22 protein-coding genes are annotated in these 25,250 nt (G+C 39.3%); 11 read left to right on the top strand and 11 right to left on the bottom strand.

The features are described from left to right. The first annotated feature begins 170 nt into the window (after positions 1-170). Positions 171-1,862: a putative bifunctional diguanylate cyclase/phosphodiesterase gene (locus tag AC1M9M_RS12290; RefSeq protein WP_481596481.1), complete on the top strand. Its 1,692-nt coding sequence runs from the start codon at positions 171-173 to the stop codon at positions 1,860-1,862. A gap of 69 nt (positions 1,863-1,931) precedes the next feature. Here AC1M9M_RS12290 and AC1M9M_RS12285 read toward each other — a convergent pair whose 3' ends face one another. From AC1M9M_RS12285 to AC1M9M_RS12275, 3 genes are all read right to left on the bottom strand, one after another. After that, positions 1,932-3,227: a solute carrier family 23 protein gene (locus AC1M9M_RS12285; RefSeq protein WP_481596480.1), complete on the bottom strand. Its 1,296-nt coding sequence runs from the start codon at positions 3,225-3,227 to the stop codon at positions 1,932-1,934. Positions 3,228-3,530: 303 nt separating this feature from the next. After that, positions 3,531-6,221, bottom strand: a complete 2,691-nt coding sequence (ppc, locus tag AC1M9M_RS12280; RefSeq protein ID WP_481596479.1) for a phosphoenolpyruvate carboxylase — start codon at positions 6,219-6,221, stop codon at positions 3,531-3,533. A 116-nt stretch (positions 6,222-6,337) separates the two neighbouring features. Continuing rightward, entirely contained in the window at positions 6,338-6,955 is a 618-nt protein-coding gene (locus AC1M9M_RS12275; RefSeq protein WP_035268797.1) for a TetR/AcrR family transcriptional regulator, read from the bottom strand. A gap of 142 nt (positions 6,956-7,097) precedes the next feature. Here AC1M9M_RS12275 and AC1M9M_RS12270 point away from each other — a divergent pair, with 142 nt between their 5' ends. The 4 genes from AC1M9M_RS12270 to dnaJ all read left to right on the top strand — a co-directional run bounded on the left by AC1M9M_RS12270 (position 7,098) and on the right by dnaJ (position 13,067). Beyond that, positions 7,098-8,213, top strand: coding sequence for an efflux RND transporter periplasmic adaptor subunit (locus AC1M9M_RS12270; protein WP_481596478.1), 1,116 nt, complete (start codon positions 7,098-7,100; stop codon positions 8,211-8,213). Then, positions 8,210-11,344 carry an efflux RND transporter permease subunit gene (locus AC1M9M_RS12265; protein WP_481596477.1) on the top strand — a complete coding sequence of 1,045 codons (3,135 nt, stop codon included), beginning with the start codon at positions 8,210-8,212 and terminating at the stop codon, positions 11,342-11,344. The genes AC1M9M_RS12270 and AC1M9M_RS12265 overlap by 4 nt, the downstream gene beginning before the upstream one ends. Positions 11,345-11,479: 135 nt before the next feature. Next, the gene (locus tag AC1M9M_RS12260; RefSeq protein ID WP_481596485.1) at positions 11,480-11,857 is read left to right on the top strand and encodes a hypothetical protein; all 378 of its coding nucleotides are present in this window, start codon (positions 11,480-11,482) and stop codon (positions 11,855-11,857) included. A gap of 94 nt (positions 11,858-11,951) precedes the next feature. Continuing rightward, positions 11,952-13,067, top strand: coding sequence for a molecular chaperone DnaJ (dnaJ, locus tag AC1M9M_RS12255; RefSeq protein WP_035268804.1), 1,116 nt, complete (start codon positions 11,952-11,954; stop codon positions 13,065-13,067). Positions 13,068-13,315: 248 nt separating this feature from the next. Here the strand turns inward: dnaJ and AC1M9M_RS12250 are convergent, their stop codons facing one another. The 3 genes from AC1M9M_RS12250 to ubiG are packed head-to-tail and all read right to left on the bottom strand — an operon-like array spanning position 13,316 to position 15,486. Beyond that, entirely contained in the window at positions 13,316-14,062 is a 747-nt protein-coding gene (locus AC1M9M_RS12250) for a YciK family oxidoreductase (RefSeq protein ID WP_035268812.1), read from the bottom strand. Positions 14,063-14,086: 24 nt separating this feature from the next. Beyond that, complete coding sequence (locus AC1M9M_RS12245; protein WP_035268813.1) at positions 14,087-14,773, bottom strand: HAD family hydrolase; 687 nt, start codon at positions 14,771-14,773, stop codon at positions 14,087-14,089. Then, positions 14,770-15,486, bottom strand: a complete 717-nt coding sequence (ubiG, locus tag AC1M9M_RS12240; RefSeq protein WP_035268814.1) for a bifunctional 2-polyprenyl-6-hydroxyphenol methylase/3-demethylubiquinol 3-O-methyltransferase UbiG — start codon at positions 15,484-15,486, stop codon at positions 14,770-14,772. Before ubiG ends, AC1M9M_RS12245 begins: the two co-directional genes overlap by 4 nt. 182 nt (positions 15,487-15,668) lie before the next feature. On the opposite strand from ubiG, the gene AC1M9M_RS12235 reads away from it, so the two are divergent. After that, entirely contained in the window at positions 15,669-16,286 is a 618-nt protein-coding gene (locus tag AC1M9M_RS12235; RefSeq protein WP_180000355.1) for a thiol:disulfide interchange protein DsbA/DsbL, read from the top strand. 28 nt (positions 16,287-16,314) lie between these two features. Here AC1M9M_RS12235 and AC1M9M_RS12230 read toward each other — a convergent pair whose 3' ends face one another. Further along, entirely contained in the window at positions 16,315-16,959 is a 645-nt protein-coding gene (locus AC1M9M_RS12230; RefSeq protein ID WP_481596476.1) for a TetR family transcriptional regulator, read from the bottom strand. Between the two features lie 176 nt (positions 16,960-17,135). Between AC1M9M_RS12230 and AC1M9M_RS12225 the strand changes: the two genes are divergently transcribed. Both AC1M9M_RS12225 and AC1M9M_RS12220 read left to right on the top strand, forming a co-directional pair. Continuing rightward, on the top strand, positions 17,136-18,158 hold the full coding sequence (locus AC1M9M_RS12225; protein ID WP_481596475.1) for a flavin reductase family protein: 1,023 nt from the start codon (positions 17,136-17,138) through the stop codon (positions 18,156-18,158). A gap of 39 nt (positions 18,159-18,197) precedes the next feature. Continuing rightward, positions 18,198-19,334, top strand: coding sequence for a fatty acid desaturase family protein (locus tag AC1M9M_RS12220; protein WP_481596484.1), 1,137 nt, complete (start codon positions 18,198-18,200; stop codon positions 19,332-19,334). A gap of 132 nt (positions 19,335-19,466) precedes the next feature. Here the strand turns inward: AC1M9M_RS12220 and AC1M9M_RS12215 are convergent, their stop codons facing one another. The 4 genes from AC1M9M_RS12215 to AC1M9M_RS12200 are packed head-to-tail and all read right to left on the bottom strand — an operon-like array spanning position 19,467 to position 21,671. Continuing rightward, the gene (locus AC1M9M_RS12215; RefSeq protein ID WP_035268821.1) at positions 19,467-19,970 is read right to left on the bottom strand and encodes a hypothetical protein; all 504 of its coding nucleotides are present in this window, start codon (positions 19,968-19,970) and stop codon (positions 19,467-19,469) included. Then, positions 19,970-20,653 carry a hypothetical protein gene (locus AC1M9M_RS12210; protein WP_155756988.1) on the bottom strand — a complete coding sequence of 228 codons (684 nt, stop codon included), beginning with the start codon at positions 20,651-20,653 and terminating at the stop codon, positions 19,970-19,972. Before AC1M9M_RS12210 ends, AC1M9M_RS12215 begins: the two co-directional genes overlap by 1 nt. Positions 20,654-20,671: 18 nt before the next feature. Continuing rightward, positions 20,672-21,229 carry a PAAR domain-containing protein gene (locus AC1M9M_RS12205; protein WP_481596474.1) on the bottom strand — a complete coding sequence of 186 codons (558 nt, stop codon included), beginning with the start codon at positions 21,227-21,229 and terminating at the stop codon, positions 20,672-20,674. Next, complete coding sequence (locus AC1M9M_RS12200) at positions 21,222-21,671, bottom strand: PAAR domain-containing protein (RefSeq protein ID WP_179999988.1); 450 nt, start codon at positions 21,669-21,671, stop codon at positions 21,222-21,224. Before AC1M9M_RS12200 ends, AC1M9M_RS12205 begins: the two co-directional genes overlap by 8 nt. A gap of 270 nt (positions 21,672-21,941) precedes the next feature. Here AC1M9M_RS12200 and rph point away from each other — a divergent pair, with 270 nt between their 5' ends. The 3 genes from rph (at position 21,942) to AC1M9M_RS12185 (ending at position 25,198) form a co-directional block, all read left to right on the top strand. Continuing rightward, positions 21,942-22,658 (top strand): ribonuclease PH, encoded by a 717-nt coding sequence (gene rph, locus AC1M9M_RS12195; RefSeq protein ID WP_035270511.1) that lies wholly within the window; start codon positions 21,942-21,944, stop codon positions 22,656-22,658. A 146-nt stretch (positions 22,659-22,804) separates the two neighbouring features. Next, positions 22,805-22,936, top strand: coding sequence for a hypothetical protein (locus AC1M9M_RS12190; RefSeq protein WP_481596473.1), 132 nt, complete (start codon positions 22,805-22,807; stop codon positions 22,934-22,936). A 30-nt stretch (positions 22,937-22,966) separates the two neighbouring features. Continuing rightward, positions 22,967-25,198, top strand: coding sequence for a phosphocholine-specific phospholipase C (locus AC1M9M_RS12185; RefSeq protein ID WP_481596472.1), 2,232 nt, complete (start codon positions 22,967-22,969; stop codon positions 25,196-25,198). Positions 25,199-25,250: the final 52 nt, after the last annotated feature.

The raw sequence follows: 25,250 nt of genomic DNA, 5'->3' as shown, positions 1-25,250 counted from the left end.
TAGTCGGAATTCTAATAAGAATGAGGAACTTAGTTTCCTCTTTTATTCATTGAAATTTACAAAATATATAGCCGATTTGTGAACTGGTTCAACAAAGCTTAGTGTTACAAAAAATAATATTAAGTTAACATTTGGATACATCACTTTTTAGACTGACGGTCGAAGGCGCTATGGATACCCAGTTACAATTAGAAAAAATAGTCAAGGATCTTGAAAACTATAAAGTAGCCATTGATGCACATTCAATTGTAGCCATAACAGATGCACGTGGCGTCATTACTCATGTCAATGAGAAGTTTTGTAATATCTCACAGTATTCTTATGAAGAACTGGTCGGATCAACACATAAAATTATTAATTCAGGCTATCACCCGAGAAGTTTTTTTAAATATATGTGGAAAGCCATTTCGAGTGGAGAAATTTGGAAAGGCGAAATTTGTAACCGAGCTAAAAATGGTTCTATATATTGGGTTGAAACCACGATTGTGCCGCTTAAAGATAATAATGGCGTTTTACAAAACTATATCTCCATTCGAACTGATATCACACAGCTAAAAAATTCCGAAGACCATGCACGTTATATGGCATTACATGATGAATTAACGGGATTGCCTAACCGCCGTTTTATGCAAGAACGCATGTTGGAGGTGATTGAATCATGTAAACAAAATGGTACACATAGTGCACTCATGATGTTGGATTTGGATAACTTCAAAAATATTAATGACACGTTAGGACACGATCGTGGAGATGACCTACTCAAAATGGTCTCGGTGCGCCTTATGGAGTGTGTGGCACAGCAGAATGCAATTGTCCGTCTTGGTGGAGACGAATTTTTAATTATTCTTTCAGATTTAGATCCAGATGAAACGATTGCTAATCAAGCAGTGATGCAAATCGCTGATAAAGTTCGTGCTGCATTAAATGAGCCTTTCGTATTAAAGGATAATAAAATTCATACTAGCTCTAGTATCGGAATTTTTATTTTCCGTAATTCAAAATTGCCAAAAAATGAGTTGCTTAAGTACGCCGACATGGCGCTGTATCAAGCTAAAGAAAATGGTAAAAACTGCATATGTGTTTTTGATCCTGAAATGGAACAAAGTGTTATTGCTAAAGCTGCTTTATTAAATGATTTAAGATTAGCTTTATTACGAGATGAGTTCCAACTTTATTATCAGATTTTAGTAAATCGCGAAGAGGAAGTGATCGGGTATGAGGCTTTGCTACGTTGGAGTCATCCTGAACACGGTTTAATTTTACCAGGTCGATTTATTGAAGAAGTGGAGAAAACTGATCTCATACATGATGTTGGTAATCGTGTATTAGTATTAGCATGCCAACAGTTAAAAGATTGGAGCCAATACCCAGAATCTTCAAACTGGACGATTTCAGTCAATATTAGTGTCGAACAATTCCGTAAGACTGACTTTGATAAAAATGTGCTTCGGATTATTGATGAAGCAGGAATTGATCCAACATTATTACGTTTAGAACTCACTGAAAGCATGTTCTATACCGATATGCATAACTCAATTGAGAAAATGAAAAAGCTCATCGAGCGTGGATTAAGATTCTCTATGGATGATTTTGGAACAGGATATTCTTCATTGAATTACCTCAAAATGCTTCCACTGGATCAACTCAAAATTGATCGTTCATTTGTAGAAAATATTGTCGGTAATCCACGTGATATTGCTATTGTGAAAACGATTATTGATTTAGCACAAATTCTTGATCTGAATGTGGTGGCAGAGGGTGTAGAAACTGAAGAGCAGTTCCAAGTTCTAAAAGAAAATGGTTGTAATACGTTTCAAGGCTATTATTTTGGTCGACCTAAACCCATTGAAAAAAAATCTTAAAATACTTAATTAGAATAAAAAATTAAAAAAGAGAGCATTAAGCTCTCTTTTTTTATATGCGATAGATTTTTAGTTAGACTTTCCACCTAAGCTAAAGAACCAATTCAGGAATAATGCAGCAAAGGTAGCCGTTCCAATACCACCTAAATTGAAGCTACCAAATTGAAGCGCAAAGTCACCAGTACCTAAGATCAGCGTGATCGCAGCAATCATGAGGTTTTTATTTTTAGAGAAATCGACACGATGTTCGATCCAAATTTTAGCACCAGCTATGGTAATTAAACCAAACACCACAATTGATGCACCTGCAAGAATCGCAGTTGGAATGGTTTGAATAATTGCACCAAATTTTGGTGATAAGCCAAGGAAAATTGCGAATACACCTGCGATGGCGAAAATAATCGTGGAATAGACACGTGTCACAGCCATCACGCCAATATTTTCCCCATAAGTGGTCATGCCTGGAGCACCTACACCACCGGCTAATGATGTTGCAACACCATCGGCTACAAACGCTTTACCAATATGTGGGTCTAGATTTTCACCAGTCATGGCAGAGACTGCTTTGATGTGACCTAAGTTTTCAGCCACTAAAATTAAAGCTACAGGAGCAATGATGAGCATCGCGTTCGTACTGAACTCAGGAGCATGAAAGTTAGGCAGACCAAACCATGCAGCTTGTGTAATCGGCGTGAAGTTAATTGGAGTACCGTAACCCATGATATTCGTAATAACAAAGTATACGATATAAGACAGCACCAAACCCACAAGTAAAAGTAGGCGTTGTAGCATCCCTTTGGTGAATACTGCAATTGAAGCCATACACATGACAGTAATCAATGCCATCCACATATTAAATGGATTACCCGCGACACTTTTTACCGTTACCGGTGCAAGATGCAGACCGATGATCATGACCACAGAACCTGTTACTACAGGAGGCATGAGCTTTTCAATCCATCGAGTACCTGTTGCCATCACCAGAAAACCAATTAAGGCATAAAGTACACCACAGGCAATAATTCCCCCAGCAGCTAATGCAATATTCGCATTTGATCCAGCACCGGTATAGCCCGTTGCCGCGATGACTACACCAATAAAAGCAAAGCTTGAGCCTAAATAACTGGGCACTCGACCGCCAGTGATGAGGAAAAATAACAGGGTACAAATACCTGACATTAATATGGCAAGATTAGGATCAAAACCCATTAATAATGGTGCTAAAACTGTCGCACCAAACATGGCAAAAGCATGTTGAATGCCAAGAACTACACTTTGCGCAGGAGGTAAATATTCGGTCGTGCCAACAGGACGCGTATCAATATCATCCGTGAAGGGACGCCATTTAGGAAACCAACTGGTCATAAAGTGAGCACTCAATAGTTAAATTGTGCACATCATACGCCTGTTTTACGAGAAATCATCTGTTTCTTGAAAAATTATTAAAACTAATAGTCTGACTTTTATTGAATTTTTACCCATTGGTAAAAAAAATATGTTTTAAAAATAAAGTAAAATCAGCCTATTGCAATTCAGCTATATCAAAAAAATCTATATCCATATTGAGTAAAAAATTTATAGGTGCTTTGTTGTCATTACTGAAAATTAGAATAAAGTCTCTAAATTGCTCAAGCCCATAAAGGTACTTGAGCATAGACAGTCGTGAAATCAACCCGTATTACGTAATCCAGCAGCAATACCTGCGATACTTACCATTAATGCATGGTCAACCTCAGTTTGTTCGACAGTTCGTTCAGCTAAATATTCGCGACGTCTTTTCATGAGTTCTGCTTGTAACAGGTGTAATGGAAGAAGATAGGGTTTACGAATCTTCATGGCTTGATCAAGAACCTCATTAGAACTGAGTAATTTAGATTCACCTTTCATTGCCAATAAAGTTTGTACTGCGTCATGTAAGCGTTGGCGTAGTTCCGCACCCAATACTTTAAGATTTTCATCTTGGGTGAGATGAGATTCATAATACAATGCGACATTGCTATCTGATTTAGATAGCACCATCTCCAACATATCAATTAAAGTTTGGAAATAAGGCCATTGTTCTAACATTTCATCTAGCTCAGCTTTGTGACCTTCTGAAATGACTTGATTGATGGCTGCACCAGTACCTAACCATGCTGGAAGCATTAATCGAATTTGAGTCCATGCAAATACCCATGGAATTGCACGTAAGGATTCAATACCACCGCTGATTTTTCGTTTCGCTGGTCTTGAACCCAAAGGTAGCATCTGTAATTCAAGCTCTGGCGTCACGGTTCTTAAATATTGGACAAAATGAGGGTTTTCGCGGACTGTTTGACGGTAAACATTCACAGAGAGTTCCGTCATCTTGTGCATCAACTCGCGCCATGCTGCCTTGGGTTCTGGTGGTGGCAGTAAAGTCGCTTCAAGGGTAGCTGCGGTATAAATCTCTAAATTTTGCAGTGCGATTTCTTCTAATCCAAATTTGAATCGGATCATTTCGCCTTGTTCAGTCACACGGATTGCACCTGAGATTGAGCCAGGTGGTTGTGAAAATAGTGCTTGTTGGGTTGGAGCACCACCACGACTAATTGAGCCACCACGACCATGGAACAAAGTGAGTTGTATACCATGTTGTTTGGCAATAGCTGTTAACTCTTCTTGTGCACGGTACTGAGCCCAATTTGCAGACATGAAACCTGCATCTTTTGCTGAGTCAGAGTAACCAATCATGACCTCGTGCTTGTTTTGAATATGTTGTTTGTACCAATGCATACTGAATAAAGTATTCATGGTCGAAGCTGCGCCATCTAAATCTTTTAGCGTTTCAAATAATGGAACTACACGCAGAGGTTGCTTAATACCTGCTTCTTTTTGGAGTAATAGAACCGCCAAAACGTCACTTGGATATTCCGCCATTGAAATAATATAAGCACCTAGACTTTCAGCAGGTTGTTCTGCCAAAGTTCGCATGGTAGCGAATACTTCTTGAACATCAGGATGCTCAATAAGACTTTGAGCAGATTCATTAAGATGCTTAGGAAGTAAAGGGCGTTTGCTTTGCAGTTCTTGTAATAAGAAGTTTTGACGGGCTTGTTCAGTCCATGTCTCAAAATTGCCAAGTCCAAGATACTCAGTAATCGCTGAAATTGCTTGACGATGACGACCTGACTCTTGGCGAATATCTAGTTTTAATAACTCAATACCGAAACAATTCACGCGATAAATAAAATCGAGTAACTTTCCTTGAGCAATACCGGAAAGGTTTGAATCGACTAATGAGCGATAACATAACAATAATGGCTGCAACAACTCATCTTTGTGATGAATAATCTGGCTACGATCCACATCAGAATGTTGACCTTGTAATTTTGCAGTGAGCCATTCTCTTGTAATTTTTAAGCGTTCACGTGTTGTTCTTAAATATTCACGATAAGGCTCTGGATGAGGCTGACCTAAGGCAGTCTTTAGTTCATCACTGCACGCCTGAACAGAAAGCTCCCAACGTAAATCTTCAATATCTCGGAGGTAGAGATCCGCGGCTTTCCATCGCGATAACCATAAAACTTCTTGAGTCACTTTGTGTGTGACATTTGGGTTTCCATCTCGGTCACCACCCATCCAAGATGCAAACCGCACAGGTGCAATATCTAAAGGTAAAGCTTGAGAACAATGCTCTTGAACCAATTGATTCAATTCACGGACAAACTTAGGAATAGCGTTCCATAAAGTTTGCTCAATGGTAGTAAAACCCCATTTTGCTTCATCAATTGGGGTTGGACGATGTTGGCGAATTTCATCGGTTTGCCATGCTGAACAAACCAATTGTTTTAATTCAGAAAGAACTTGAGCGCGCTGTTTGGGGGTCAGCTTTTGCTGATCAAACTTAGATAAACACTCGTTGATCCCATCATATTTTTGGATCAAGGTGCGACGACTAACTTCCGTAGGATGTGCGGTGAGTACAAGCTCAATATTTAGCTCACAAATTTGTTGATAAAGGGTTTCCGCTGAAATCAGCTGTTGTTGAAATTTTTCAAAAAGGGGAATAAGGACATTCGCTGCAGCGCCGTTTTTATCAAACTCATTTTGGCGACGGCTACGTACCACATGATATTGTTCTGCAATATTGGCAAAGTTCAGAAAATGTGAAAAAGCGCGTGTCAGTGGAAGAATCTCATCATCTTTTAAACTTAAAAATAAACATTCTAATTGTTTTTCAGCTTCGCTATCACCATCACGTGCACCTTTCGCGAGTGCACGAATTTGTTCAACTTGATTAAACAAATCTTGTCCAGCTTGTTCTTTTAAAGTCTCTCCTAAAAGATTACCGAGTAAGCGTACGTCTTCACGTAATGGAGCATCAATTTGTTGAATCATTTTTTTCTCCTTTTCTTGTTCTTTTGACTATACCGCTTATTCATGACATGCCAAGCGATTGCAAAATAATTTAAAGAAAATTAGGTGAAAAATACGCCATTTAAGAATGGAGAGAGCTATTTTTTGTATTTCAGCATAAATAATTCGATGGCTTGATGAATAATTTCATCACATTCTGCTTCACTGGGAACCTGACGAACACCTAACAATACTTCATGATGTCGATGCCCTAAGAGTAAAGAAAGGAGCAAATGTGTTTGCTTTTCAGCATCATCTTTCTGGATAAATCCGTGCTCAATCGCTTGAGCAAAAAAATCAGTCCAAACCACAAATAACCGCTTATGAGATGCATTATAAAAAGGTTCAGCCAAAGGATTTTGCTCTGCTGCCAATTCTAATAATAAATGCTCAAGCTTAATGGCTTCAGGAAGATTGACAATTTGCAGCGCTAAACTACATACCTGATAGAAGTCTTCTAAAAAATTGGATTCAGGGTGTAATTGGATTCGCCGAGCATTGATTGATTCTTCGCACGTTTCTGCAATTGCATAGGTAAATAACGATTCTTTATCTTGAAAATGGTTATACACCGTCAGTTTAGTCACGCCAGCTTCTTTGGCAATTTGATTCATGCTTGAACCATGAAAGCCCTGTTTTAGAAACAAACGTTTAGCTGCCTCTAATATTTGTTTCTTTTTAACTAAATCCTTAGGACGTCCAATATTCATTTGCACAAAAAAATCCAAAAAAAACAGTTTAGGTCATACCTTGAAAAATGATTTTTAATTACTGTACCATGCGGTATATTAATTAAAAAATAATCAAATTAATATCCCTAATTTGATTTGCCTAAAAATTGACATAAGAGCAGTGCACATGAGTCTTCAAAAATTTGCCACATACAGTCTAATGCTCATTTGTAGCGTGATACTCACCGCGTGTAGTAAGGATAAACCCACAGAGGAACAAATTCCATTTGTGATGGTTGCCCAGCCGAATACTTCCCAAGATGAACTGAAAAGTTATGCAGGAGAAGTTCAGGCGAGACAGCAAACGGCATTGGCTTTCCGTGTTGGAGGACAAATTACTGAACGCTATGTTGATGTAGGGGATCGAGTCAAAGTCGGGCAAGTCTTAGCAAAATTAGATGTGAAAGATGCTCAACTGCAGTTAAATGCTTCAAAAGCTCAGTTAGAAAGCGCGCAATCTGCAGCCAAAATTGCCGAAGAAGAATACAAACGCTTTAAGCAGTTATTACCTATTAATGCGGTGAGTCGTTCGCAATATGATGCCGTAGAAAATCAATATAAATCGGCTATGTCCAATTTAAAACAAGCACAATCAAATTATGCAGTGAGTAGTAATCAGACGGGATATAACCAACTCATTGCCAATAAAAATGGCGTCATCACTGAGCGTAGTATTGAAGTTGGTCAAGTGATCGCAGCAGGGCAGGCAGCATATCAACTGGCGATAGATGGTGATCGTGAAGTGGTGATTGGTGTGCCAGAACAAGCAGTATCAGAAATTAAAACAGGTCAAAAAGCTTGGGTTACGCTATGGTCAAAACCAGAGGAGCGTTTCGCCGCATATGTGCGTGAAATTTCACCTGCTGCCGACCAATCTAGAACATTTAGTGTCAAAGTTGCTTTGACTGAAGGGCGTTCAACAATTCAACTTGGACAAAGTGCGCGAGTATTTTTTTCAAATACCAGTTCAAATGTGATTAATGTTCCTTTGACCAGTGTATCTGCAACAGAAGATCAGCCTTATGTTTGGGTTGTGAATCCAGATCACAGTATCCGTAAGGTGAATGTTCAAATAGGTGCTTATGGTCGTGATACGGTACCTGTGACTCAAGGTTTAAAAGCTTCTGATTGGGTCGTGGTTGGCGGTGTACACTTACTGCGAGATAAACAAAAAATTAATCCGATTGACCGTCAAAACCGTGCAGTGAATGTGAAAGCAGGACAAGTTGGAGCGAAAATATGAACTTTAACTTGTCAGAATGGGCGTTAAAAAATAAGGGACTGATCCTTTATTTCATGATTTTGATGGGAATATTGGGTGTTTATTCCTACTCAAAACTATCACAAAGTGAAGACCCTCCATTTAGTTTCAAAGTAATGGTCGTTCAAACCTATTGGCCAGGTGCGACAGCGGAAGAAGTTTCATTACAAGTAACTGATCGCATTGAAAAAGAATTAATGAGTACGGGGCTCTATGATCGTATTGCAGCCTATTCTCGTCCTGGTGAATCAATGGTGACCTTTGTTGCCAAAGACTCGCTGCGTTCTCATGAATTACCGAATGTTTGGTATCAGGTTAGAAAAAAAATTGGAGATATCAAACACCAACTTCCTAGCGGTGTTCAAGGTCCATTCTTTAACGATGAATTTGGTGACACCTTTGGGAATATTTATGTCTTAACGGGTGATGATTTTGATTATGCCGTGATGAAGGAATATGCCGATCGCTTACAGCTGCAACTACAACGTGTACAAGATGTTGGTAAGGTTGATTTAGTTGGCTTGCAAGATCAAAAAATTTGGATAGAAATTTCAAATACGAAAACCGCTCAATTGGGTATTCCAGTTTCTGCAATTCAAGAAGCACTACAAAAACAAAATACCATGGCAAGCGCAGGTTTCTTTGAAACAGGCTCAGATCGTATTCAAGTGCGTGTCAGCGGACAATTGAAATCAGTCGAAGATCTCAAGAACATGCCATTACTGGTTGGTGATAAGACCATTCAATTGGGCGATGTGGCTGAAGTTTACCGTGGCTTTAGTGAGCCAGCTCAACCACGTATGCGCTTTATGGGCAAAAATGGTATTGGTATTGCGGTGTCTATGCGTAAGGGTGGTGACATCATTGCGCTAGGGAAAAATCTAGAAAAGACCTTCAATGATCTACAACAAACTTTACCTTTAGGGATGGAACTTAAAAAAGTTTCAGATCAGCCTGTAGCGGTGCAACGCAGTATTCACGAATTTATCAAAGTGCTCGCAGAGGCCGTGATTATTGTCTTATTGGTCAGCTTCTTCTCTTTAGGTTTCCGTACAGGATTAGTGGTCGCTTTCTCTATTCCCTTGGTCTTGGCAATGACGTTCGCAGGCATGAATTTCTTTGATGTTGGACTGCACAAGATTTCTTTAGGCGCGTTAATTTTAGCACTTGGACTTTTGGTTGATGACGCCATCATTGCAGTTGAAATGATGGCCATTAAAATGGAACAAGGATATAGCAGATTAAAAGCCGCAGGTTTTGCTTGGAAGTCGACCGCATTTCCAATGTTAACGGGGACGCTGATCACTGCAGCTGGATTCTTGCCGATTGCCACTGCTGCGTCGAGCACAGGTGAATATACTCGCTCAATCTTCCAAGTTGTAACCATTGCTTTAGTGGTGTCATGGTTTGCAGCGGTACTGTTTGTTCCCTATTTAGGTGACAAATTACTGCCTGATTTTAATCAAATGAATCAGAAAGCTCCGTGGTATCAACGCTTATGGGCAAGATTACGTCAACAACCAGAGCCACAACCCGTCGTTCAACACCATGGTGAGCATCACGATCCATATCAAACTAAGATGTATCAAAAATTTAGATCTTGGGTTGAGTTATGTATTACTTATCGTAAAACCGTCATTGCTGCGACGGTTGCGATATTTGTCTTGTCAATTTTGATGTTTAAATTTGTTCCACAACAATTTTTCCCACCATCAAACCGTGCTGAAATATTAGTGGATCTAAAACTAGAGGAAGGTGCTTCTCTAACAGCGACAGAAAATGCGGTTAAAAAAGTAGAAAAATTCTTGTCGACTCAAAAAGGGATCGATAATTACGTCGCTTATGTTGGTACAGGTTCTCCACGTTTCTATTTACCACTTGATCAACAATTGCCTCAGGCGAGTTTTGCACAATTTGTGGTTTTGGCTTCCTCATTAGATGAGCGAGATGAGATTAGAAAGAATCTGAGTGAAGAAATTAGTAAGTTATTGCCTGAAGTACGGACACGTGTATCGCTATTGGAAAATGGGCCACCAGTCGGTTATCCAATTCAATACCGTGTTTCTGGTGAAGATTTAAATACTGTTCGCCAACGAGCACAATTAGTGTCACAAGCAATCAGTGAAAATCCAAATACCGCCAATGTTCATTTAGATTGGGGTGAGCCGAGTAAAATTATTTCACTTGAAATTGATCAAGATCGTGCGCGTCAGTTAGGCGTATCTAGCTTAGATTTGGCGAATTTCTTAAATAGTTCAATAACAGGCGCTGCGATTAATCATTATCGTGAGAAAAGGGAGTTAATTGATATTCGTTTACGTGGCGATCAAGCGGAACGTGTTGATGTAGCATCGTTACAAAGTCTAGCTGTACCGACGAGTCAAGGTACAACAGTTCCATTGGCACAGATTGCGAATATTCAATATAAGTTTGAAGATGGTCTGATTTGGCATCGTAACCGTTTGCCGACCATTACTGTGCGCGCAGATATTCGGACTAAACTCCAACCAGCTACTGTGGTTGGTGAATTAACTGAATCTATTGAGAAAATTCGTGCCGAACTTCCAAGTGGTTATCTGGTAGAAGTGGGAGGCACTGTGGAGGAATCTGCACGTGGACAAACCTCAGTAAATGCTGGCATGCCGTTATTTTTGGCCGTGGTCTTTACCTTGCTCATGATTCAGCTCAAGAGTATTTCACGTTCGTTTATTGTTTTCTTGACCGCACCTTTGGGTTTAATTGGCGTGGTATTGTTCCTGTTGATATTCAATAAGCCTTTCGGATTTGTGGCGATGCTAGGTACCATTGCTTTATCTGGAATGATTATGCGTAATTCGCTTATCTTGATTGATCAGATTGAGCAAGATATCAAAGCGGGTCATTCTCAATGGGAAGCGATTTTAGAAGCGACAGTACGCCGTGCCCGTCCAATTATTTTGACTGCATTGGCTGCTGTGTTGGCGATGATTCCGCTTTCACGCAGTATCTTCTTTGGTCCAATGGCAGTAGCAATTATGGGTGGACTCATTATCGCAACATTATTAACGCTGTTCTTCTTGCCAGCACTCTATGCGGCATGGTTTAAAGTAAAAAAAGAGTCAAAAACCGCGTAGTTTTATGTGAATACTAGGTGCGAAGCATTGAAAAATTCAATATAGTAGTCCCTAGTTTTTAACACAAAATAACACAGTGGGCTGAGTACATAAAAAAACTGAATGTGCACTCGGTTGAGGTATAAAAAAGCATCCATGGGGCGAGACAATTTAACAAGACATCGTCGATTAATTACGATGTCTTATGTATTCATGTTTCTTGCATTGTTCACTGGTATCAGTGCTGCAATCGCCTATTTTTTAGCGCAAAAAGTGGCTCAAGCGCAAGACGCTGAAGTCTGGATCCATGCTCAAGCATTATGGATTGCACGAAATGTTGTGCTATTCATGATGATGGTCGCATTTGCTGCTCTTTGGTTTATTCCTGCCTGCTTTATCTATTGGGATAGTGTGTTATGGGTGAAGGGGTGTACGGTGATTGGTGTCATTTTTACCACAATTGCATGGCTATTTCTCCTAAATGCATGGCTTAAAGGCTTAGTGAAATATCTGCAGAAAAAAGCCGCTTTTTAAAATAATGATTTAATTTACTTGTAATCTCGGAATATGACCCCAACATATTCCGCAGAGAAGTCATATCAAATTTTTTTGTGGAGCATCGCCAGACATGGCTAAACGTGATTATTATGAGGTTTTAGGGGTTTCTAAAACAGCTAGTGATGATGAAATTAAAAAAGCCTACCGTAAGTTGGCGATGAAATATCATCCAGACCGTAACCCTGATAATGCTGAAGCAGAAGAAAAATTCAAAGAAGCTGCTGAAGCGTATGAAGTTTTATCTGATAGTGAAAAACGCAGCATGTATGACCGCATGGGACATAATGCGTTTGAAGGCGGCTTCGGTGGCGGCGGCGGTGGTTTCGGTGGCGGTTTTAGCGCTGAAGACATTTTTAGTCAGTTTGGTGACATTTTCGGTGGCGCGTTTGGTGGCGGCGGTCGCCAACAGCGTCAAAGACGTGGTTCAGACTTACGTTATGTGCTTGAGCTCAGCTTAGAAGAAGCTGTACGTGGCGTAAAGAAAACAATCACTTTTACTGCGCCAGCACCATGTGAAGTGTGTGATGGTAAAGGTTCTAAAAACCCGAATGATGTTGAAACTTGTAAGACTTGTCACGGGGCTGGCCAGGTCCGTATGCAACAAGGTTTCTTCTCAGTTCAGCAAACGTGTAGCACTTGTCGCGGACAAGGTAAGATTATTAAAAATCCTTGTGGCACTTGTCATGGTTCAGGTGTTAAAGATCGTCAACAGACACTTGAAGTTACCATTCCTGCAGGCGTAGATAATGGCGATCGCGTTCGTTTAACTGGAAAAGGTGAAGCGATTCGTGATGGTCAATCAGGTGATCTATACGTAGAAGTTAATGTTCGTGAACATGAAATCTTCCAACGTGATGGCGCGGACTTGTATATGGATGTGCCGATTAGTATCGCTGATGCTGCATTGGGTAAAGAAATTGAGATTCCAACCCTTGATGGTCGTGTGAACTTGAAAGTACCTGAGGGAACACAAACAGGTAAAATGTTCCGTCTACGTGGCAAGGGTGTAAAACCAGTACGCACAAGTATGCAAGGTGATTTACTTTGCCGTATCGTGATTGAAACACCAGTCAACTTAACTGCACGTCAACGTGAACTTTTAAAAGAGTTACAAGAATCTTTAGATGGTGCGGACAGTAAATCTTCACCTAAAAAGAAATCATTCTTCGATCGTTTATTTGACTGATCAGAATGAAATAAAAGCCCGACATTATTGTCGGGTTTTTATTAAGTTATAAATACTTAAGACGCTTAAAGCAAAGTAAGTGATACTACCATTAGATAATTTCTTAGTTTATGGGTGTATTCAAAAGTTGTTGAGACTTATTTGTTTAAGCTTTTAAAATCTAAAGGTAAATTTTTTAATAGGTTTTGTTAGAACTATAATTTAAAAAAAGAGGATCTGACGATCCTCATCATGTAATTTTGAAAAAACTAATCCTGAGCATCAATACTCTGACCATTCATACCTATACTGTCTTCGCCCATTAAATATAAATAAGCTGGCATGATTTGTTCAGGCGTTGCCAATACTTTCGGATCTTCATCAGGATATGCTTTAGCACGCATAGCTGTTCGTGTTGCACCAGGATTAATGCAGTTATAACGGATATTTGGATAGACATTTTCTTTTGCAAAAATTTGACTGACCGCTTCAATGGCAATTTTTGAAACTGAGTATGCGCCCCATTTCGCACGTGCTTCACGACCGACACCTGAGCTTGCAAAAACAACAGAGGCATTTTGAGATTTTTCTAATAATGGAAGTAAATGTTGAGTAAGAACAAAAGGTGCTCTTAAATTTACAGCCATTACATCATCCCACACTTCAGCAGGGTAGTGGGCCAATTCAACGCGCTCACCTAAAATCCCAGCATTGTGCAAAATCCCATCTAAACGACCAAATTGTTGGTCAAGCGTTTCCACAAGACGTTCGTAATCATATGCTGTTGCAGTAGAAAGTTGCAGTGGCAAAATTGCAGGTTGAGGAGCACCTAAACTTTCAATTTCGTCATAGATCACTTCTAACTTGTTCAGCGTTCTACCATGAAGAACGACGGTCGCACCATGTAAAGCATAGCTCAACGCTGCTGCGCGTCCAATGCCATCACCTGCACCCGTAATTAAAATTACTTTATCTTTCAATAAATCTGGGCGAGGCTGATATTCTGAATATTTCATGTGCGACCTCCTTCATTGTTCTAATTAAGCTGTTTTTTGGTGAGATTCGATCAATTCGATTAAGTGTTGATGTAATTCTTGTACATCATTCACTATACAATCTGCCTGCCAAGAATCTAAGTCATCTTTGTGTTCTAATGGTAAATATCCGTAAGCAGCCAAAATCGTGTACATATTTGCGCTTCGACCTGCATCAATATCACGTGGATGATCACCAACATAAATGCATTGTTCAGCTGGAACATTAATTTGTTGAGCAGCGAGATACATTGGTTCTGGGTCAGGTTTAGTGTGCTTAACATCTTCTGGGCATACGAGAACGGCACAACGTTCAGTTAAGTTTAAGGCTTGAAGTAGTGCCTCACTCAGCCAACGAGGTTTGTTTGTCACAATTCCCCATGGAATATCCCGTTGTTCCAAGTCCTCAATTAAAGGATACATTCCTGCAAAAAGGTCTGTATCCACAGCAATATCAGCACCATAGATATCTAGAAAGCGCTGACGATGTGCAAGGAAAATAGGATCATCAACCTGTAATTCAGGATAAACCAATTTCACCATCGCCCGAGCCCCCTCGGAGACCTGAGTTCGGATCAGGGCTGCATCTACGATCTCTCGACCTTCTTCACGACACATTGCTTGAATAATACGAATAAAATCCGCAGCAGTGTCAATTAAAGTCCCATCTAGGTCGAAAAGTACGGCCTTCATTCATTCACCTCATTATGGGTGTAAACCATATAGTTCACATCGACATTTGGGGCTAACCAATAATGTTTAGTTAATGGGTTGTAATGTAAGCCTGTCATATCTTTAAGTTTTAAACCTGCGTTACGAATATCATGCGCTAATTCAGAAGGTTTAATAAATTTATGATAGTCATGAGTTCCTTTTTTCAAAAGACGTAACACATACTCTGCACCGATAATCGCAAATAAATATGATTTTGGATTACGGTTAATTGTGGAGAAGAATACATGACCGTTTGGTTTCACCAGTTTTTGGCATGCTTGAATGATTGACGCTGGATCTGGTACATGTTCCAACATTTCCATACAAGTTACGACATCGTATTGACCAGCTTGTTCTTCAGCCAATTGCTCAACTGGAATTTGACGATATTCGATATTGGTTACGTTTTCTTGTTCTGCATGCAGACGTGCGACATTTAATGGTGCTGCGCCCATATCGATACCGAGGACATCGGCACCACGGCGTGCCATACTTTCGGCCAAAATACCGCCGCCACAGCCCACATCTAGGACTTTTTTGCCACTAAGACCACCTGCATGTTCATCAATCCAATTCAATCGTAATGGATTGATTTGATGGAGAGGGCGAAACTCAGAGTGTTGATCCCACCATACTGCAGCAAGTGCTTCAAATTTAGCAATTTCTTGTGGGTCAACATTCAGTTGAGTCATTACAGCCACCTTAGCAAAGTTCGTTTTAATGGGTAGAATTTATATCAGATCTTAGTGTATCGCTAATTCCAAAAAAAGCGATAAATCTTGTAAAAAAGTTCACAGAATCAAAACGATTTTCTCATATTTGTTTTATAGTGAAACCATATGCTAATCAGAATGATTTAGAGGATAAAAACTTAATGAAAAAGGTGGTTTTTAGTGGCGTTGCCGCTGCGGTGCTGATGGCACTTTCAACAGGTGCAATGGCGAACTTTGTTGAAGGCAAAGATTATACGGTCGTGCAAAACCCAGGAAAGGTTGATGTCGCTGGTAAATTGGAAGTACGTGAGTTCTTTTGGTATGGCTGTGGTCATTGCTTTACTTTAGAACCTCATATGCAATCTTGGTTACGTAAAATTCCAAAAGATGTGAATTTTGTCCGTACACCTGCTGCAATGAACAAAGTATGGGAACAGAATGCACGTGGCTACTACGTTTCTGAAGCTCTTGGTGTTCGTAAACGTACCCATTTGCCTCTATTCCACGCGATCCATGACAAAGGTCAGCAGATTTTTGACCAAAAATCACAAGCACAATTCTTTACGAAGTATGGTATCCCAGAAGCGAAATTCAATAGTTTATATAATTCTTTCGCAATTACTGCCAAAGTCTCTCAAGCGAATAAATTAGCGCAACAATATCAATTGACGGGTGTGCCAGCTGTTGTAGTAAATGGGAAATATGTCGTACAAGGTGATAATGGCCGTGTGTTACAAGTGGTCGATTATCTATTGGATAAAGAGCGCAAAGCTAAATAATAGAAAACCCGCATTGAGCGGGTTTTTTTTATGCCTCAGTATTATTCCAATTCAAAATCCCTTTAAAGATTAATCGTATTTGGGTAATGGACTGTTTTTTGAGTACTAATTTTTGTAATTCAAGCTCCATACCTGAATATTGACGGCCCAAGCTAATCCAAGACATTGCCCATGTAAAACATAAATTAATTAAAATATTCGACAACATTTTTAGGTCATCAGCTTGATGAAAATTTTGTACGATTTCGAATTTTTGTAGGTCATTGGCCAAATCAGAATTTAGAAACTCAATTTCACGAGCAATCGCACGTCTTACCACTTCAGAACCCCCCCAGCGCTCTGCGATCATAAAAATCCAAGGTTGGGTATTTAAATCGATGGCTTCAAAAAAAAGTTCCATGCTGGTTTCGGCTTTCGCATCAGGGTGGGCCAAACCTTGACCGAGCTGATGAAGTACGGTTTTCAAATATAACGCGACTTGATCCACCAACTCTTGGCCTAATTCATCCATATCTTGAAAATGTCGATAAAAGGCTGTTGGCACCAAACCAACCTCACGTGCAACTTCACGCAGACTAATACTGCTAAATGAACGGCCAGATGTGCTTAAGCGCAAAGCGGCATCCAGTAAAGCCTGACGACTTTGTTGTTTACGTTCATCGCGTATAGACATCTTAAAACCTGAGAAGTGAAGTCGAGATGAGTCTATCAAAAAAATATAAAAATTAAACGACGAATGTCAGTGAACATGTGTTGACTCAATTTTAAAATCAATATAGTGTACACATGTTCACTATTAGAACACTTGTTCACTCAATTAAATTGAAATACAAAAGAGGAACGTTTGAGATGAGTAGTTATCTGTCATATCGTCCTGAATGGATTCGAGAAGATTTCGTCGATTTTATCGCTGAAAAAATACATCCCACTTTGGCTTGGAAAAAAGTCAAAGCATCGCTCGTGAGTCGTCAGGCACTTAGTCACGATTTCTATGAGATTCATTTATGTCCAAATCACAATTTCGATTTTCAACAGATTGAGGCAGGGCAAAGTGTTTTAGTCACAGTCGTAGTTGCAGGCGTGCGTCTACAACGTAGTTATTCGATTGTGGAAATTTCTGCGACAGGTAATCTGGTGATTGCTGTCCGAGCTCAAGGAGTAGTGTCGAATTGTTTAAGCCAATTGGCGATAGGTTCTGTTGTGGAAATTTCTCAAGCGCAAGGTGAATTTACGCTTGAGCCGACTCAACAGCCAATTGTGTTATTGGCGTCGGGGAGTGGCATTACCGCCATTTATGCATTGCTTACGAAGGCTTTAAACACATTATCTGTACCTATCTATTTGATTTATTTCTGTCGAGATGACGCGTTCCACGTGAAACTACAACACCTCGCTTCAAAACATGATCATTTTAATTATCACTATTTTAATACACGCCAACATAAACAATATCTGACATTGGCGTTGTTAGAGCAGTTAATGCCAAGTTTTAGGCAAGCACAGATTTATGCATGCGGTGCAACTTCGATGATGCAAGCTGTAAATCAAATTTGTCATGAAGAGGGGATCAGCAATCAGCTCAAACAAGAGTTTTTTCAAATCCGTGTAGATGAAGAAATTGAAAAACAATCTGTCACGTTTATCCGCAGTCAGAAATCGTTTGAAGCTCAAAAAAGTTTATTGGTGAGTGCTGAAGAGGCTGGATTAAGACCCGCTCATGGATGCCGAATGGGTATTTGTAATGCATGTGTCTGTAACAAAGTGAGTGGCGCTACTAAAAATATGCTCACAGGTGAAATTGAACATGAGCCAAATCGACAAATTAAATTATGTATTAGTCAGGCAGTAAGCCCTGTTGTGATTAATTTGTAATTTAACGGTATCGTATAAGACTGGAGAAAAATAATGAATATGTCACTTAATACAACATGGCAATCAAAATCTAAACATCTGACCGCTGAGCAAATTGAAGCATTTGGACAACGCGTTGAGCAGATCCGACTCAGTATTATGAATGATTTGGGTGAACAAGATGCCAAATATATTTATAAGATTCGCAACTTTGTTCGCTATAGCGAGATTGGCTCACGTGCATTGCTGATGTTTGGTGGTTGGATTCCACCTGTTTGGTTGGTAGGTACAGGATTACTGGGCGTGTCCAAAATTGTTGAAAATATGGAACTTGGACATAATGTGATGCATGGTCAATTTGACTGGTTGAATGATCCTAGTTTAAACGGTGCGACATATGACTGGGACACCATCTCAACAGGCGATGACTGGAAATATACCCATAACTATGTACATCACACCTATACCAATATTGTGGGGATGGATCATGATGTAGGTTATGGTCTACTTCGTGTTTCAGCATCTCAACCTTGGGAACCAAGATTTTTGTTTAATATTCCATTAGCGATTCAATTGATGGTGTTTTTTGAATGGTATGTCGGTGTTCAAAACCTACACTTGGAAGACGCGCTTGTTTATAAAACCAAATCTTGGAAACAAGTGTGGAAAGATGCTGAAAAATTAAGAAAAAAAGTAAGACGTCAGGTGGTGAAGGATTATGTCTTTTTCCCGATTATCGCTGGTCCAAATGTGCTTCCTGTCTTCGCAGGAAATGCAGTTGCAAATGTGATTCGTAGTTTATGGTCATCTGCAGTGATTTTTAATGGTCATTTTACTGAAGATGCAGAAACATTTGAGATGGATAATACCGAAAATGAAACGCGAGCAGAATGGTATTTACGTCAAATTCGAGGTTCAAGTAACTTTACGGGAACATCATGGCTGCATATTTTGAGTGGTAATTTGAGTCATCAAATCGAGCATCATTTATTCCCTGATATGCCTGCAAATCGCTATGCAGAAGCTGCGCCAAAAATTAAAGCATTATGTGAGGAATATGGCATTCACTATAATGAAGCTAACTTTATGAAACAATTCTGGAGCGTTTGGGTTCGTTTAGCTAAATGTTCTTTACCAAATGATAAGACAGCTAAAATTTCTCAATCTATAAGAAAATTAAGAGGAATATTTGCTTGAGTACCACTATTTAGTTTAATTCATGAAAGGCATGGAGCATTGATCAAAGTTTTAAGCGTGGAACGTGAAGAGTCAACAAAAAAGCCCGATTGGTGATAATTGGGCTTTTAATTACGCATAAGGTAAAATATATTAATTTAACTTTAAACATTGAGATCCATTAATTAAATCTGGATCATTTTTTAAAAGATTTAAATATTCACTTTGCAACACAAAAGTTTTATTCAAAGTTGCATCATATCGTTTTGCTAATTCTTTTCTTTCCAAATGATTCTGATATTTTTTCAAAAATTTATTAATAATACACATTGAATCAATAGCATCCCCCGATATTAACCTGTAACTTGTAATGTCTTTCTTATAGTCTAACCCCCCCATATCATAAGTATTAAAAAGTGATTCAATTTCACTCAAAGCATATAAATATAAGTGATCGTTAACTTCCGAAGGGTTTTCTGAATTTTTATATGCAGCTCTATAAACAAAGCTTGCACTTTCTAAACTACTTGAAATAGCCATAATTTTTGTTTGTACTATTTGTTTATCTAACTCGTCTTCATCAATTGTATTTTTTTTAGCATTAGAGCAAGAAGAAAGAAGCAGAGAGCAAATTAATAGAGAGAAGATCTTTTTCATTAATACGTTCCATCAAATTTTTCAAATTCTTCTTTTCTAGGAGTTCTGTAGCCTTCTGAAACAGCAAAACTATGAGCTTGTTTATTCCATCTTTTTCCAAAAATCATCGTATACAATCTTTCACTAATCATAAAAGGACCACCATTTTTTAGAATTTGCCCGGCTTTACCGACATATTCTGCTTTTGAAAACATACCATAGCCAGCTGGCGTAAGCTGAATGATATCTTCCTTATTTTTATAATGAGCAGCAATTCGAATTTTAAATGTATCTTTTAATAATTCAGTGGCTGCTATCAGTGCTTTGTCTTTACTAACCTTAGTAATATATGTAGCAAATTTGAGATACATCATTGTGTGAAAATATTCAGTATAAATAAATCCAGGTGTATCTTTCTCAATTTGCCTTAAATCAAACTCCAAGCCGAATCTTAAAGCCATATCATACTCAAAAGGTTGTCGTCTCTTAATATGATCCCAAAGATGCTGTGGAATACAAAAAGTATAAGGTACTATTTGTTTCACTTTAATTAAGTTTTGCCAACCTTCACATGCTGTAAGAAACCCATCATCAGCTCGGCACATATTGACTGTTCCTTTTAAATCAATTCGTTCCGCTGCTTGAGCCTGAATAGGAGTTTTATCGTAATTGCTATGATAGATTAAGCGACCAGTATCACTCATTTTTTCTCCTAGTATTATTTATAAGGGATCTAATGTCTTCGACAAGTCCAACGTTATAAGTTCAATAGCTTCTGGTTGATACTCGCTTTCGTAAATCGCTGTCATGCCGTGTTCATCTGTATAGCCTTGAACTAATAATTCCCCTGATTCTTTGCTATAAAGTTCATACAACATATCTGAAAGTAATTCCTGAGAATCTTCATCTATAATTTTGAACTGAATTTTATGGATTTCTTTCGCATTATCTTCAACTAAATTACTCATGAGAGGTGTGGTTTTTGTTGAGATACTAGAAGTAGAACTAGCTCCACCGCTTGTGCCAACAACATGAACTTGTTTAGGCATTAAAGTAGCACCACACGTGAACTTATCACCGACATAAGCGACTGCTTTACCATCAAAAATCACATGGTCATTGCTTTTAATCAAAGTGGACCAGGTTTTGCATTTAGGGCAAGCAAAACCATCTCCCGCACGAAGAAATAGGTTTCCCATTTGAGAACTTCGCGATTGAGTGGATAACACTGTTCCACCGTGGCTTGTGGTAGAGCCATGAATGCCAAAACCTTTAGACATTCTTTGATCCCCCAATTATAGAAATCATGAAATCTTTGGGTAAAGCGGCATCATGATACAAACGTAAGACATGAGCGGTTATTGGACTATCGATAATTTCATCACCATTTTCTAATGGTGAGCCAATAAGTGCTGCGGATCGATTATGAACAGTGATGGCACTACCAGCACCAGAGATAATTTTTGCTGTTGAACCATCAGTATATATCGCTTCATCGCCTACTAAAGCTAAAGAAATACCTTTGACCTTATAGGTATCAGTAGATGCTCTTACTAAACCACCTTTTTTCGTTTTAGAACCATTAAATGCAGCATAAAATTTGGTATACGCCTTATTACTCCAATAGAGTTGCTCTGCTTGGTGAATCTTTTGAATATCATCTTGGGAAAGCTTTTTTAGCTGCTCTTCTGGCAGTTCATGCAAAAAAATAGGGCTAGTCATGCTAGATCCAATTATTCTAATTTAATAAAGAATAACAAAATACAGAATGAAGAAAAATTTCAAAATGTAATCGCACATTATCAAGAATAGTGATCATTATACATATGGGCGTTAAACGAAGTCTGATCATTTTTTATGTCAACTCAGTTCAAACCAATGTATGTTTTTAAATGAAACTGCAATTTTAAAACACGGACTTATAACAAAGTTAGATGCCATCAATCTGCTATAATGTGCCCAATCTTTTTTAAGTAAAAATTAGGACGTATTATGCGTATTGACCAGCGTGCATTAGACCAGTTACGTGACGTTAAAATTACTCGAAACTATACACGTTATGCAGAAGGTTCAGTTTTAGTTGAATTTGGTCATACCAAAGTTCTTTGTACTGCCAGTGTTGATAATTCAGTACCGCGCTTCTTGAAAGGAAAAGGCCAAGGTTGGGTGACTGCTGAATATGGCATGTTGCCACGTTCAACCCATACACGCAGTGACCGTGAGGCAGCTCGTGGTAAACAAAGTGGACGTACTCAAGAAATTCAACGCTTAATCGGTCGTAGCTTACGTGCTATGGTGGATTTGAAGAAATTGGGTGAAAACACGATTACAATCGACTGTGATGTTATTCAAGCCGATGGTGGTACACGTACAGCGTCTATTACAGGTGCTGCGGTAGCCTTGATTGATGCTATGAATTCATTACTTGAGAAAAAGAAAATCAAACAAGATCCACTCAAAGGTTTGGTGGCTGCAATTTCTGTTGGTATTTATCAAGACGAAGTACTACTCGACTTATGTTATGAAGAAGATTCAAACTGCCAAACAGACTTGAATGTGGTGATGACTCAGGCGGGTGAGTTTATTGAAATTCAAGGTACTGCGGAAGATAAACCGTTCACGCGTACGCAATGTAACGCAATGCTTGAAATGGCTGAGAAAGGCATTCAAGAGTTAATTCAAAAGCAACAACAAGCACTAGGCTGGTAATTCGCATTTGATTGCATGCGTTGATTGTAAAAAAGCACCTTGATAGAGGTGCTTTTTTTATTTCATAGATTTGCAATTGAAGCTTCATTGCAGCGTCACGAAAAAAGCGTATCACTGAGTTCGCATAAAACGAGAAGGATAACTACATGCCAGCTTATTTTTTTATACTCATCCTTACACCAAGTATTTTGTTAACAGCTTGTGGGGGAGATGATGATAACCAAACATCCAAACCGCAACCTTCAGATCCAAGCTGTGAAATCCACTGTGCTCCATAACCATAATAAGAATAACAACAGGATAAATATATGAACCGTCGTGACTTTATTTTAAATTCGACCAAGACATTATTGGGCGCATCTGCATTAGCAAGTTTTCCGCTGAGTATTCAAAAAGCTTTAGCAATTGATGCAAAAGTGGAAACTGGCACTATTCAAGATGTGAAACATGTGGTGATTTTGACTCAAGAAAATCGTTCTTTTGATAACTATTTTGGAACATTCAAAGGAGTACGTGGTTTTGGTGATCGATTCACCATTCCATTGAGTGGTAAAAGAGCGGTGTGGGAACAGTATGATGGCAACAAAAATAAAATTTTGCCTTATCACCTAGACAGTTCATTGGGCAATGCTCAACGTGTTTCGGGCACACCTCATTCATGGAAGGATGGTCAAGCCGCTTGGGATTGTGGGCGTATGGGCAATTGGGTAGAACATAAACAACCCCAATCCATGGGCTATTTTAAGAAACAAGAGCTCGAGTTCCAGTTTGCACTAGCAGAAGCATTTACTTTATGTGATGCCTACCATTGCGCTATGCACGCGGGAACTAATCCCAATCGTAAATTTATTTGGACAGGGACCAACGGGCCAACTGCTGCAGGTGTCGCGAGTGTAGTCAACGAGTTTGATAGTATTGGCTCATCAATGATTGGTTACGGCTGGACCACGTATCCTGAACGCTTACAGCAAGCTGGGATCAGTTGGAAGGTTTATCAAAATATGCCCGATAATTTTACGGATAATCCTTTAGCTGGATTTAAGCAATATCGCAAAGCCAATGAATTATCTGGTAAGCCGGTTAGCCATGCCAATATTTTGTCGCCTGAATATGATGAGCGTATTGATCAACGACAACCTCTCTATAAGGGTATTGCCAATACGATGCCTAAGGACGGCGGTTTATTAGGACAATTTAAACAAGATATCTTAGAGGGTAAATTGCCACAGGTGAGCTGGGTGGTCGCACCGGCAGCGTATAGTGAACATCCGGGACCATCAAGTCCTGTTCAAGGCGCGTGGTACATTCAAGAACTGTTAAACACTTTAACGGCAGATCCAGAGTTATGGAGTCAGACGGTTTTACTGGTCAATTTTGATGAAAATGATGGTTTCTTTGATCATGTACCATCGCCGTCTGCACCATCAAGAGAAATCAATGAAGCAGGTGATATCGTAAAAGTTCATGGTAAAACCACGTTATCAGAACAAGAGATATCATATGAATATTTCAATCACCCACCTGTATCAGGTTCGATAGCACAGCCTGAATTAAAATTTAAAAATGGTAAGAATGAAAACTTCTGGCATGGTGTGTATGGTCCAGGAGTACGTGTTCCTATGTATATCATTTCACCATGGAGTCGTGGGGGATGGGTCAACTCTCAGGTATTTGATCATACTTCAATTATTCAATTTCTCGAGCAACGTTTTGGCGTGCAAGAGCCTAATATTAGCCCTTATCGTAGAGCGGTCTGTGGTGACCTTACGTCGGCGTTTGACTTTAAGACACCTAACTTTAATGTTCTGCCAACACTCCATGGGCAAAGAACAAAACAAGAAGCTGACAATACGCGTCGTTCGCAAGAGCAACTGAGCAAGGTTCCAGTCCCAGCAAATCAACAATTTCCTCTGCAAGAAACTGGAATACGTCATTCTCGAGCATTACCTTATTTATTACATACCAGCGCGCGCGTACAGGTTGCAACCCGAAATATTCAACTGATTTTCGCAAATGGTGGGGAACAAGGTGCGGTTTTCCATGTCTATGACAAACTAGATTTAAATGCTATTCCTCGACGTTTTATGGTGGAGGCAGGGAAACAGCTTGAGGATGTTTGGGAGCTAGTAGATGATCAATATGATCTTTGGGTACTTGGACCAAACGGTTATCATCGAGCATTTAAAGGAAATCTTCACCATCAAATTGAAAGAGATCATTTGCCAGAAATTCGAATTTGCTATGAAGCTTGTAAACCTAAAATAATTTTAAAAATACGGCATGATGGTGCTGAAGCCGTGGAGATGATGGTCAAGGACAATGCGTACTACAATCAAAAAATGTGGACTGTCAAAACTCAAGCGAATGAGGCTGAACTTCATCTCGATTTAACGGAGTCTTGGGGATGGTACGATTTTAATGTTGTGATCGCCCAACAGCAGGGAGAGCAGGCTTATGAACGTCGATTTGCTGGACGTATTGAAACAGGGCAGCATACATGTACTGATCCTATGATGGGATTATTGAAAGCTAAATCTTAAACACGAAGTAAAAAAGCCGTGAATGTTCACGGCTTTTTTCAGAATTGAAAAA

The organism is Acinetobacter sp. ANC_7503 (assembly GCF_056780035.1).
This window is presented reverse-complemented; position numbering and strand designations above follow the sequence as displayed.

What these genes read in the sequence shown, in the direction of transcription:
- AC1M9M_RS12250 (WP_035268812.1), bottom strand. Translation starts at nt 14,062, where the DNA reads ATGAAATATTCAGAATATCAGCCTCGCCCAGATTTATTGAAAGATAAA.
- AC1M9M_RS12285 (WP_481596480.1), bottom strand. Translation starts at nt 3,227, where the DNA reads ATGACCAGTTGGTTTCCTAAATGGCGTCCCTTCACGGATGATATTGAT.
- AC1M9M_RS12230 (WP_481596476.1), bottom strand. Translation starts at nt 16,959, where the DNA reads ATGTCTATACGCGATGAACGTAAACAACAAAGTCGTCAGGCTTTACTG.
- AC1M9M_RS12265 (WP_481596477.1), top strand. Translation starts at nt 8,210, where the DNA reads ATGAACTTTAACTTGTCAGAATGGGCGTTAAAAAATAAGGGACTGATC.
- AC1M9M_RS12225 (WP_481596475.1), top strand. Translation starts at nt 17,136, where the DNA reads ATGAGTAGTTATCTGTCATATCGTCCTGAATGGATTCGAGAAGATTTC.
- rph (WP_035270511.1), top strand. Translation starts at nt 21,942, where the DNA reads ATGCGTATTGACCAGCGTGCATTAGACCAGTTACGTGACGTTAAAATT.
- AC1M9M_RS12210 (WP_155756988.1), bottom strand. Translation starts at nt 20,653, where the DNA reads ATGAGTGATACTGGTCGCTTAATCTATCATAGCAATTACGATAAAACT.
- AC1M9M_RS12205 (WP_481596474.1), bottom strand. Translation starts at nt 21,229, where the DNA reads ATGTCTAAAGGTTTTGGCATTCATGGCTCTACCACAAGCCACGGTGGA.
- AC1M9M_RS12290 (WP_481596481.1), top strand. Translation starts at nt 171, where the DNA reads ATGGATACCCAGTTACAATTAGAAAAAATAGTCAAGGATCTTGAAAAC.
- AC1M9M_RS12220 (WP_481596484.1), top strand. Translation starts at nt 18,198, where the DNA reads ATGTCACTTAATACAACATGGCAATCAAAATCTAAACATCTGACCGCT.
- AC1M9M_RS12270 (WP_481596478.1), top strand. Translation starts at nt 7,098, where the DNA reads ATGAGTCTTCAAAAATTTGCCACATACAGTCTAATGCTCATTTGTAGC.
- AC1M9M_RS12235 (WP_180000355.1), top strand. Translation starts at nt 15,669, where the DNA reads ATGAAAAAGGTGGTTTTTAGTGGCGTTGCCGCTGCGGTGCTGATGGCA.
- ppc (WP_481596479.1), bottom strand. Translation starts at nt 6,221, where the DNA reads ATGATTCAACAAATTGATGCTCCATTACGTGAAGACGTACGCTTACTC.
- AC1M9M_RS12260 (WP_481596485.1), top strand. Translation starts at nt 11,480, where the DNA reads ATGGGGCGAGACAATTTAACAAGACATCGTCGATTAATTACGATGTCT.
- AC1M9M_RS12200 (WP_179999988.1), bottom strand. Translation starts at nt 21,671, where the DNA reads ATGACTAGCCCTATTTTTTTGCATGAACTGCCAGAAGAGCAGCTAAAA.
- AC1M9M_RS12245 (WP_035268813.1), bottom strand. Translation starts at nt 14,773, where the DNA reads ATGAAGGCCGTACTTTTCGACCTAGATGGGACTTTAATTGACACTGCT.
- AC1M9M_RS12215 (WP_035268821.1), bottom strand. Translation starts at nt 19,970, where the DNA reads ATGAAAAAGATCTTCTCTCTATTAATTTGCTCTCTGCTTCTTTCTTCT.
- dnaJ (WP_035268804.1), top strand. Translation starts at nt 11,952, where the DNA reads ATGGCTAAACGTGATTATTATGAGGTTTTAGGGGTTTCTAAAACAGCT.
- AC1M9M_RS12190 (WP_481596473.1), top strand. Translation starts at nt 22,805, where the DNA reads ATGCCAGCTTATTTTTTTATACTCATCCTTACACCAAGTATTTTGTTA.
- ubiG (WP_035268814.1), bottom strand. Translation starts at nt 15,486, where the DNA reads ATGACTCAACTGAATGTTGACCCACAAGAAATTGCTAAATTTGAAGCA.
- AC1M9M_RS12185 (WP_481596472.1), top strand. Translation starts at nt 22,967, where the DNA reads ATGAACCGTCGTGACTTTATTTTAAATTCGACCAAGACATTATTGGGC.